Origin of the sequence: Streptococcus sp. GMD1S (genome assembly GCF_000296875.1) — a bacterium.
GTDB lineage: Bacteria > Bacillota > Bacilli > Lactobacillales > Streptococcaceae > Streptococcus.
Genome location: NZ_AJQY01000467.1, coordinates 1 through 11,307 on the forward strand (window position 1 = coordinate 1; position 11,307 = coordinate 11,307).

The following is an 11,307-nucleotide window of genomic DNA, read 5'->3' on the forward strand; positions in this document are numbered from 1 at the left end:
ATGGAAAATGGAAATCCAGAACTCAAAAAAATCGCCAAATACATCACCAAAACAAATGACGAATCTGGCGTTGCCCATGCTATTCGTACGTGGGTACTGTAAAGTATGATAAAATACGAAAACCGCTCAGCTGAGCGGTTTTTTACACTGTTTATATGCCCCCTGCAAACATAATAATATATATCAGTCTTTCTGGTTTGTTGTTATTCATGGTTTTTAAAAAGAGAAAAACTATTAAAAAATATAAAAAAATAAGTTTTTGGGGGCAAGTTTGGGGCGAAAATATTTAGAAATAATTTATCAAAACGCTTGACATCTCGGTTCTCCGTTATATAATATGATTAAGATAAAAATTGAGGTAAAGAAAAATATGAGAAAAGTTATTCAAGAATTACTTAATAGTTCTATTTCTACATCTGCTATTTCACAAGGTGCCGGTGTGCCATGGACTACCGTTTCTGACCTCAGAAAAGGAAAAACAAGCATGGACAAAATGGCACTTCTCACAGCAGAAAAACTTTATGAATTTGCTACAGCTGATAAGCAGTGATTTCCGTCACTGCTTTTATTATTGCAAACAAGAAAGCCCGCAAGCCTGAGCCTGCGGTTACAATTCGAACAATATTTTAGAAAATTTCCTTTCTATTTTTAAAAAATTATTTTGTAGTGATCAATCCGTCAGGCCCGATGTTGAAACTTTCTTTTTCAGCCAATCGGCCATCTTCAAGCATGAGGTGTTGTACAGTTACTTAAATCTTGAGAGTACAAAAACTGAGGATTTCCATAAAGCGAATACAAGCATGTTGTACAGTTACTTAAATCTTGAGAGTACAAAAACTAGCACCTTTGAACACTACTAATTTCACGGGTTGTACAGTTACTTAAATCTTGAGAGTACAAAAACTATCTGTAGTAGTTAGCGCTTGCCACATAAGTTGTACAGTTACTTAAATCTTGAGAGTACAAAAACTACTTGGTACCAAGAGCGACTCTCTTTTGAGTTGTACAGTTACTTAAATCTTGAGAGTACAAAAACCCAGCGCCTCAGATTCCTGTTGTATCACCTGTTGTACAGTTACTTAAATCTTGAGAGTACAAAAACAAGCATTTGGGATGCTATTGTGGCTATCTTGTTGTACAGTTACTTAAATCTTGAGAGTACAAAAACCCATGAAATACCAGGTTTCTCGATATTTTAGTTGTACAGTTACTTAAATCTTGAGAGTACAAAAACGCTTGGTGGTTTTTCTAATTTTTAGATTTAGTTGTACAGTTACTTAAATCTTGAGAGTACAAAAACTGGCTGGATATGAAAAACACATCAGCAACTGTTGTACAGTTACTTAAATCTTGAGAGTACAAAAACACATCATCCGACGGATAACCATGGTACAGGGTTGTACAGTTACTTAAATCTTGAGAGTACAAAAACGCGTCTCAATCAGCGATTGGTTGAGGTCTAGTTGTACAGTTACTTAAATCTTGAGAGTACAAAAACCATAAAATTTATCTAAATTTCCAATTTTCTGTTGTACAGTTACTTAAATCTTGAGAGTACAAAAACAAATGTAAAAAGCAAATTTAGAAGAAAGGAGTTGTACAGTTACTTAAATCTTGAGAGTACAAAAACCTTGATGGTTATGAGTGTAATAGGCGCCTGGTTGTACAGTTACTTAAATCTTGAGAGTACAAAAACCGTATGAGAAGAACCTAGGAATTTTGAAAGGTTGTACAGTTACTTAAATCTTGAGAGTACAAAAACTCAATCTTGGCAATGCTTCACGTATGACCGGTTGTACAGTTACTTAAATCTTGAGAGTACAAAAACTAGGTACATTGCCTATCTCTAACTTAATTTGTTGTACAGTTACTTAAATCTTGAGAGTACAAAAACTGACCATACAACCCGTCCGGTCGCTCTGAAGTTGTACAGTTACTTAAATCTTGAGAGTACAAAAACGTTTATGGAGCAATGAGAACAATCGAAGATGTTGTACAGTTACTTAAATCTTGAGAGTACAAAAACAAAGACCGGATAAGAAACTTACAAAATTACGTTGTACAGTTACTTAAATCTTGAGAGTACAAAAACAGGAACGAAATCTTTTATAGATGTGGTGGCGTTGTACAGTTACTTAAATCTTGAGAGTACAAAAACCGTGATGGAACGCTTCAGTATCATGGATAAGTTGTACAGTTACTTAAATCTTGAGAGTACAAAAACTCGGCTTTGGATGGCATGAATAACATGGCTGTTGTACAGTTACTTAAATCTTGAGAGTACAAAAACGCAGGTCGATTATAGGCTTCGCAGGATTTAGTTGTACAGTTACTTAAATCTTGAGAGTACAAAAACGCATTTCCAGTTCAGCCAATTGAGGACCAAGTTGTACAGTTACTTAAATCTTGAGAGTACAAAAACCAATGTCCATCGCCCAATTAAAACGGTCATGTTGTACAGTTACTTAAATCTTGAGAGTACAAAAACAGACGCAAGCTGAGCCAGTCTTTCATCGATGTTGTACAGTTACTTAAATCTTGAGAGTACAAAAACTTATTGCAGATGGAATTGTAACGGTTTTATGTTGTACAGTTACTTAAATCTTGAGAGTACAAAAACAAGCTGCTGATGGAGCTGTTTCACAAGGACGTTGTACAGTTACTTAAATCTTGAGAGTACAAAAACGTGACCCATCTGCTGATTGTAGTGTCACCAGTTGTACAGTTACTTAAATCTTGAGAGTACAAAAACAACCAAAGCAATTATTTAACTCTCGTGTTAGTTGTACAGTTACTTAAATCTTGAGAGTACAAAAACCAATGTCCCTACGTCCTTTGTCTTGTTGTAGTTGTACAGTTACTTAAATCTTGAGAGTACAAAAACGGCCAGAACAAAGAGAATTTTATGGAAACAGTTGTACAGTTACTTAAATCTTGAGAGTACAAAAACTAAGAAACTTAATTGTTAGACTGCTGATTTGTTGTACAGTTACTTAAATCTTGAGAGTACAAAAACATTCTTCTTTTGGATAAGACCCGTCAGGGTGTTGTACAGTTACTTAAATCTTGAGAGTACAAAAACGCCTAAATGTTGGTTTACATTATAGGAAAGGTTGTACAGTTACTTAAATCTTGAGAGTACAAAAACTTTGTTTCTTCAGAGTGCTTTTTACCAAAAGTTGTACAGTTACTTAAATCTTGAGAGTACAAAAACCCTGATCTGCTCAGCATTATCTATATCGCTTGTTGTACAGTTACTTAAATCTTGAGAGTACAAAAACGTCTTTATGGAAAAGTACAATTTAAAAACCGTTGTACAGTTACTTAAATCTTGAGAGTACAAAAACTTAGGTAGTACCATTTGCCATCATCCTTCAGTTGTACAGTTACTTAAATCTTGAGAGTACAAAAACGTATCCCGCTTGTGAATGAGTTGACACATTGTTGTACAGTTACTTAAATCTTGAGAGTACAAAAACTTATCTCTGGTGTCATACCAGCGCCCTTAAGTTGTACAGTTACTTAAATCTTGAGAGTACAAAAACATGTTATTCTCCTTCCTCCACGATGTTCTCGTTGTACAGTTACTTAAATCTTGAGAGTACAAAAACTACGTTTAACTTCTAAATGATAGGAATATGGTTGTACAGTTACTTAAATCTTGAGAGTACAAAAACACAGTTCATCTTCCAGAAATCTAATGCGTTGTTGTACAGTTACTTAAATCTTGAGAGTACAAAAACCAGAAAACTTATCCCCGTACCATGCTTTAGGTTGTACAGTTACTTAAATCTTGAGAGTACAAAAACGGAAGTTTTAACAATGTGGATGAGCTTATCGTTGTACAGTTACTTAAATCTTGAGAGTACAAAAACGGAGCAGTAAGCTTGACAGCTTTTTCAGTGTTGTACAGTTACTTAAATCTTGAGAGTACAAAAACCTTTCAGGATTTTACTTATTCTGATGATGGGTTGTACAGTTACTTAAATCTTGAGAGTACAAAAACTTAGTGAAATATCGTACAAGCTAGCAAAAGGTTGTACAGTTACTTAAATCTTGAGAGTACAAAAACGTGCGTTTGATATAATAAAGTGACGGGCTAGTTGTACAGTTACTTAAATCTTGAGAGTACAAAAACTTTTGATCCCAAGGCTCGTATGATACTCTGTTGTACAGTTACTTAAATCTTGAGAGTACAAAAACTAGAAAGGAGGTGAGTAAAGATGGGGCTTTGTTGTACAGTTACTTAAATCTTGAGAGTACAAAAACCCAGCGCCAATCCATCAAGTAAACCTGTTAGTTGTACAGTTACTTAAATCTTGAGAGTACAAAAACAATTGTGTTATAATGATTATAGAAATAGAAGTTGTACAGTTACTTAAATCTTGAGAGTACAAAAACCTGTTGAAATATCTCCATCGTCTGAAACAGGTTGTACAGTTACTTAAATCTTGAGAGTACAAAAACTACCCTTGATGTAACCTTTAGCACGAAGTTGTTGTACAGTTACTTAAATCTTGAGAGTACAAAAACGTTCAATCTGACTAAGATTATTTGATAATGGTTGTACAGTTACTTAAATCTTGAGAGTACAAAAACGAGTTTTTGGTTGGGATAATTATGACTGGGGTTGTACAGTTACTTAAATCTTGAGAGTACAAAAACATGATGCGTGGGTCTTCTTCCCAGCGGGCGGTTGTACAGTTACTTAAATCTTGAGAGTACAAAAACTACCCTATTTTACACCATGAAAGGGGTGATGTTGTACAGTTACTTAAATCTTGAGAGTACAAAAACAATGCTTAGAAAGGTTGAAATATCAATGTTGTTGTACAGTTACTTAAATCTTGAGAGTACAAAAACAAGGTGTTTGAAACATCTAATGGGAACGAGGTTGTACAGTTACTTAAATCTTGAGAGTACAAAAACGTTCAGGAGCAAATATCACAGTCAAGAACTGTTGTACAGTTACTTAAATCTTGAGAGTACAAAAACTGCTTTTTTATCGGTTACTCAGTTGTGGAAGTTGTACAGTTACTTAAATCTTGAGAGTACAAAAACCTTGATTGAACACTTCGTCCTCAACAATGGGTTGTACAGTTACTTAAATCTTGAGAGTACAAAAACCTCAAATTCGTCAATTTTGATTTTTGTTCCCTCAAAAACATTATAAAGCCTTAAATCTCACTCGTCAATACTATTCTTCCAAATATTTCAATAACATAGGATTGATTGATCCAATACAGAATTTTTTTTTCATTTCATATTGATACAAATTATTCAAAATTTTTAATGCCACTTGATCTTCTACAGATAGACTCATGTGGAGAATGTCCGAGCTAAATAAATAGGATCCAATTTTTCTTAAAGAAGTTAAAAATTCTTGTTCATCAGGTATTTGATTTATTGGATACTGATTGGTAAAGCGATCATACATGAATTCTAGCGAATAAAAATGATCAACATAATCGGAAACAATATTGATTTCCTCTAAAACTTCTTTCGTGACATGAAGATAACCTTCATTGGAAGGAAACAAAACAATATATAATGAATCATTATGATTAGTCAGAAACTCCATTTTCTCGCAACATTCAACAAAATCACTATAGGATAGAAAATCATCCAAATTTCGTAAGACAAGCAAAAACTTTTCAGAACTGTTCGTCGCCATGACTTCTAACATGGAAAGAAATAATAAAAACTTTGTCTTATTGTCTACAAATTCAAAGGATATATTTTTATCATTTTTTCCAAAGTATGGTAAAAAATTCTTTTGAATCAATTGATCCGTATTAAAATATTTTGCTTCGGTATGATAGATAATTTCATCTAATTGAAGATTCAACTTCTGATTCAATAGAAGTGAAATCCTATCTAGATTGTCATTGATATTTTCAATTTGCTCCATTATCTCTATAGAATTAATCTTTTTCTTTATATAATCATAGGCTACTGTTCCTTTTTTATATTCCATTTGTTCAATTAAATCATTGATATTGGACACTTGAATAACACTGAATTCTGACCGGGAAACCATTATATCGTCTATTAGTATTTTAGGCTCATTTTGTTCAAATAGAACTAAATCTTCCTCACTATATTTTTTTCCTCCAAAATACCATAATAGTATCTGCCAAATATAATATTTTAATTGCTGATCTTGACCTACAATTTGAGTAAATTGACCAAAACTTAATGAAATTTTATCCTTGTATGGATAACTAATGTTCATGTTCATATAACTACCAACTTATTATCACTGACTACTTCTTCTTGCTTTGTTTTTCCACCAATTATTAAAACCATTTCAGAAAATTGTTTTTCAGTCACAGCTAGCAAACGGACATTCCCACTTGGTAAATTACTCTGACTTAATTTTTTATAGAATTTACTTGCAAAACTTCGATTAGGACAGGTTCGATAATAAACAGAAAACTGCAACATTTCAAAACCATTGGCAATTAAATCTTTCCGAAAGTTACGATAGACCCTTTTTTCTTGATTAGTTTCCATTGGTAAATCAAAAAAACACAATAATCTCAATGCTTCATACCTCATTTCTTTAGCTCCATTCTATACTCGACACCACCGGACAGTAAAATTTACTAGTATCCTTATCAGAGATACATTTTAGAAAGCCTTTGACATATTTATCCATTGCTACTGTTACAGAACACGTTTCTTTCCCATAACGAATCTTTGCATTTAATGTATCTGTTAGCGCCAAGCGAAACTCGTACTTCAAATATTCTTCATCTCGTAAATTTTGATAGACCCAGACATCGATAATCTGCCGAAAAGGTTCCATTAGATCATCAACCAAGTTAAACTGGTTATATTCATTCTTATGGAAAATGCCAATCAAAGGATTCAAACCATAACCAGCAATAATACGTGCCATCTGCGCTCTCATGATTGCATAACCATAATTTAGGCCAGCATTGATGACATCCGTTTCCTGTTGTGTAAGACGTACGAATTTCTTTCCAAATAATTCATTGAAATAAACTTTAGCAGCATGACCTTCACGATTGGTTTTATCTCCATATTCAATATGATCTTTATAGTCTGCTAATAATTGAATGCATTCAATATTTTTCTCAAACATTGCAAGAACATCTTGCTGATTGTTTATTTTGAAGTAGGTCACTATCTGCCATAATTTATCTTTTTGCTCCTGCGTCCACAATAATTGCTCCTGTAATTTTTTATAGGCTCTAAAATGGCCATTTTGAGAATGATAAATTCCAGTAGGCAAGTGCTCATTATCACAGACAATCAAGGCAATATTGTACTTACTTAAAGCACTTAATAACCTTAAAGTTACAACAGTCTCCCCTCCTTCTGCTACAATTATCGAAATATCACTCAGTGGGATAACATAGTCTTGACCCATTTTCTTAATTAAAAGGTTATCCAACTTCAATTGCATTTTTTCACTCTGACAGACATGCACAATTCTCCAAGTCATCGTATTTCCCTCTTTCACAAAACGAAAACACCCCGCCATAAATGACAGGGTGTTGAATTCGGCATGAAGCCTTATCTTTGTAGCTTCTGCAAGATTTAAGTAACTGTGCAAGGCGTCCCTTACATTTACTATTATAATACATTGTACCAGCGTTTGCAACTCTTTTTTTAATATTTTTTAAAATTTGAGTTTTGGTTCGTCACCCTCTTTTTTAATGATATGTTTTTTACCCAAAACATCTGTTTTGACTTTAAAAATAGAGATATTTGATTTATTTAATCCTTTCAAACACCGTCCTCCTTTCGCAACATTTCCAAGTATCGTTATCAATTCTTGTTCTCCATCAAATTTAGCTTTATCATAAGGTTTTAATTCGATATAATGTTTTGCCGTATCATTCCTTGAATTAAATCTAAATAATTTTTGTTCATTGTTTTCTGAATCTTTTATTAATATCAAATCATTTTTATAGAGAGTAAATTTAAATTCAGACTGCTCATCGATACCTTCAATTCTCTTTATAGAATTATACTTCTGATTAGAAATACTATATTTCCCACTACCTTTTTCAAAGGATAAATCAGAATATTTCAAACCCATCAATTCATATTTTTTAGTCTGATGATTAAAATAAACATCTGTCCTCCAAGGCTTAAGTGACTGAAGAACCACTTGATTATCACTACTTTCTGGTGTGATATCAATGTGATTACCTAGTTTATTATCATAGTATTTAAGACTTTTAATTTCTGGACCATTACTTTTTTTACTGTACTTTCGAATAGGCCCATTTTCTTGTCTATATTTCTCAAAAGGATTGCAAGGGATCTCTTTATTTTTATCGTTCAATTCTTTAGAAGGATAGGTTCTTAAAATTTCTTCAATCACTTTTTCAAATGTTTGTGGATCTTTGTGATACATCAAGAATTTACTCTTATCTTTATTATAAATTTTAATGAAAGCATCATATCCTGCTTGACTATAAATATCTTTAATCTTACCTAAAACATAAGTTTCTTCAGACTTCTCTTTATCCAATTTCGCTTTTCTTGTTGCATAAATTGTAGCATCTGAAATTTTTCGATTAAATTTTGAATCTACTTGATAAGAAAATAGAATACTATCCTCAAATGTCTTGCTACTTAATGTATCAACAAAATGGTCATAAGGAGCTTTAAACACTAACTCTTTGTATTCATCATCACTTAATGAAATAATTTCTCCAGTCTCTGAATCAACAAACTGTCCTTCTTTATAAGCAATCAGAGGATTATTCTGTTTTTTCCATAATCTTAATTGACTCGAAGCGGCAATAATTAAGGCATCAACAGCATGATGATGGTAAGTCTCACGAGACTTTTCAAGTCCCCACTTTCTTCTTAGCTGAGAGGTAAATTGTCCACGTACCACCGAAATAGTTGTATCGAATTTATGCGCTTTATAAAAATCTTGTAGAGCATTTAAAACAACTCGAGAAGAATATCGAGTGTCAATTAAATTCCGTTCGATGAATTTCTGCTTCACTTCAATTTTACTAATATCTTCTTCCGTTAAAAGGTACTCTTTCTTTTTATTACCTAATAATTTAGACTCTTTTACATAAGATTTAAACTCACGGTAGGACCAGGCATCATCCATACTATCTAAAGCCTGAAACGGAGTACGTTGGCCTTTTTCTTGGTTTGCTGTAGCTAGAACCAATACTTTATTAGATAGACTATCATCAAACGATAAAGAAAGAGGTAAAATATGGTCAATTTCGTACTTGTACTGATTGTGAATTAAATCTGAAATTGGAATGTTCTTCCCAGTATAGAGACACTTCTCTCCCTGCTGGTGCCATAAACGAATCTTAGTAGCCAATTCCTTCTGCCCATGAAAAATACTATCTGGTAACTCTTTTTTCCCATTGTATTGGAATGCAGCCTTTTCCATAGCTGCATTTTTCTCATCTTGGTTTGCCTTTTGACGTTTTATATAATCTTTCTTAGCGTCTTCTTCGTTATTTTCACGCGCCATTTCGATAACGATATTATCAAAGATACCATGTTTTTTAGTTGCTTCATTGATTATCTTTATGGCCTGTCTGACAGATTTTGCTACTACAGGGTTATAAATTTCTTCTGTTAATTCTTTTTCATCAATATACTTGGTTCTTTTTGATATTTCTTTAGATTTTTGTTTCCCCAATCGTGTTAGAATTGTCATTTGCTCTTCTGAAGTTTCATAGAGTTCTGGTATCAATTCCATCATGAGTTTAAGAGAAAAATTATGCCATCCCTTACTAAATAGACTGCTATTATTTTTTCTAAATTGAACTAATTCAAGTACTTGGTCTTGACTAAAAGAATCCTTTAACTTTGTGTTAATCGCTTCTTCTATACCTTCTCGTTCAGTATTTAGAGTTAAAATATGGGCAAGCTCATCTAGAACATTTCTAGACAATTCCCCAACTGAAATTGTTTCTAGCGATTGCATTTTTCGATATGCTTCAAAAGTATGTATTTCAGGTTTATTGTTTACATCAACTCGATAACCACGTATCTGATCTACTGAAGCATCAATCATTTTAGCAATGTACTTCAATAAGGTTGAGGCTCCTAAGGTTTTAGCTTCCTTAGCATACTCAACAATAACTTTCTTTTGTTCCTCACTAAGTTTCTTCGTTTCTGTAGGAACTGTTAAATTATTTAAATCATTTAGTAAATTAAACTCTTGAGCAGTATAGGAAGCTTTTGAAGCTCTGTATTCATCCGGATAAAATGTACATTTCCCAATTAAAATACCAAAAATATTATCTAACGTCGTACCGTCTGTTCTAAAACGTCCATAATCCGTCCGAGATTTTTCATTACCTGGTCCATGATAATATTTTCTTTTCCCTGTAAGGATTTTTAGACAATCCTCTATAAATTCATCTGTAATTTTACTATTGAATTCCTGCTGTTTTCTAAGAATTCTTTCAGCTTCTTTTCTATAAGCAGATGTTGAAAAAACATTGATCAATCGGCGTTTCTCACCATTTTCCACAACAGTGAAATCTCCTCTTACCTGACCATATTTTTCGAAACGTTCTAGTTGGATTTGACCAGGTGTTTGTTCAGCAAGTAATTTTCTATTTTCTTCAACTGCCTTACCATAATCAGATGATACTGTACCCCCATCCTCAGAAGCATCATCTAAATAGCTAATACCACGTCTCTTAACAATGTTCTTTAAAGCTATGAACAGCTCTTCATTCGTTAGTTGCTGATTCAAGCCATCTACACGAAGTCGATATGGATTAAGATTAATGGATACCTTAGAAAAATCAGTTAACAAACCATAGTCTTCAAATAGATCTTGAAAGCGAACACCACGGTGTTTTTTCCTACGATGTAATCGTCGAGCCTGTCTATTTTTTCTTCTTTCAACATTATTATCAGCTGTTGCAGCTGGAAAAAGACGAGAATTCGCATGGATAATCTTTCCAGAATTTTTTTCTAGAATTCCCACTCCTACGGATGCAATACCAATATCCAATCCTAAAACTAAACCGTTCATAGTCAATCTCCTAACTAGTTATCATATCAACTAAATTTTACTCTTTCCTTCCTAAAAAATCAAATAATTATAAGCAATTACTTAAAATCTTTTACTATATATAATTATATTCAAATTCTCCCACTTCCATCATTCACCACAAACAAAAAAGCGTGGTCTCACGCTTTTAGATTTCTATTTTAACTTGAGTGATTTCTACATAAAAAATCAATAGTTTATATGCCCCCTGCAGGGATCGAACCTGCAACTACTCCTTAGGAGGGAGTTGTTATATCCATTGAACTAAGGGA

At 33.1% G+C, this 11,307-nt stretch carries 6 protein-coding genes and 1 CRISPR repeat array; of the genes, 2 read left to right on the forward strand and 4 right to left on the reverse strand.

All coding sequences use genetic code 11. From position 1 onward, the window contains the following. Together GMD1S_RS12090 and GMD1S_RS11325 are read left to right on the forward strand one after the other, a co-directional pair. Positions 1-102, forward strand: a 102-nt coding sequence (locus GMD1S_RS12090; protein WP_008283897.1) for an HAD family hydrolase, incomplete at its 5' end; no start/stop codon positions are given. Between the two features lie 268 nt (positions 103-370). Beyond that, complete coding sequence (locus GMD1S_RS11325; protein WP_001233347.1) at positions 371-550, forward strand: hypothetical protein; 180 nt, start codon at positions 371-373, stop codon at positions 548-550. Between the two features lie 184 nt (positions 551-734). Then, positions 735-5,127: direct repeats of the CRISPR family, unit length 36 nt; unit sequence GTTGTACAGTTACTTAAATCTTGAGAGTACAAAAAC. Positions 5,128-5,197: 70 nt separating this feature from the next. On the opposite strand, the gene csn2-St is transcribed toward GMD1S_RS11325, so the two are convergent. From csn2-St to cas9, 4 genes are all read right to left on the reverse strand, one after another. Further along, on the reverse strand, positions 5,198-6,241 hold the full coding sequence (gene csn2-St, locus GMD1S_RS11330; protein WP_001056912.1) for a CRISPR-associated protein Csn2-St: 1,044 nt from the start codon (positions 6,239-6,241) through the stop codon (positions 5,198-5,200). Then, a complete protein-coding gene (gene cas2 / locus GMD1S_RS11335) occupies positions 6,238-6,561 on the reverse strand; it encodes a CRISPR-associated endonuclease Cas2 (protein ID WP_001268300.1) in 324 nt (107 codons plus the stop codon). Before cas2 ends, csn2-St begins: the two co-directional genes overlap by 4 nt. 4 nt (positions 6,562-6,565) lie before the next feature. Next, entirely contained in the window at positions 6,566-7,474 is a 909-nt protein-coding gene (gene cas1 / locus GMD1S_RS11340) for a type II CRISPR-associated endonuclease Cas1 (protein WP_000220253.1), read from the reverse strand. A 177-nt stretch (positions 7,475-7,651) separates the two neighbouring features. Beyond that, on the reverse strand, positions 7,652-11,017 hold the full coding sequence (gene cas9 / locus GMD1S_RS11345) for a type II CRISPR RNA-guided endonuclease Cas9 (RefSeq protein WP_001013909.1): 3,366 nt from the start codon (positions 11,015-11,017) through the stop codon (positions 7,652-7,654). Positions 11,018-11,307: the final 290 nt, after the last annotated feature.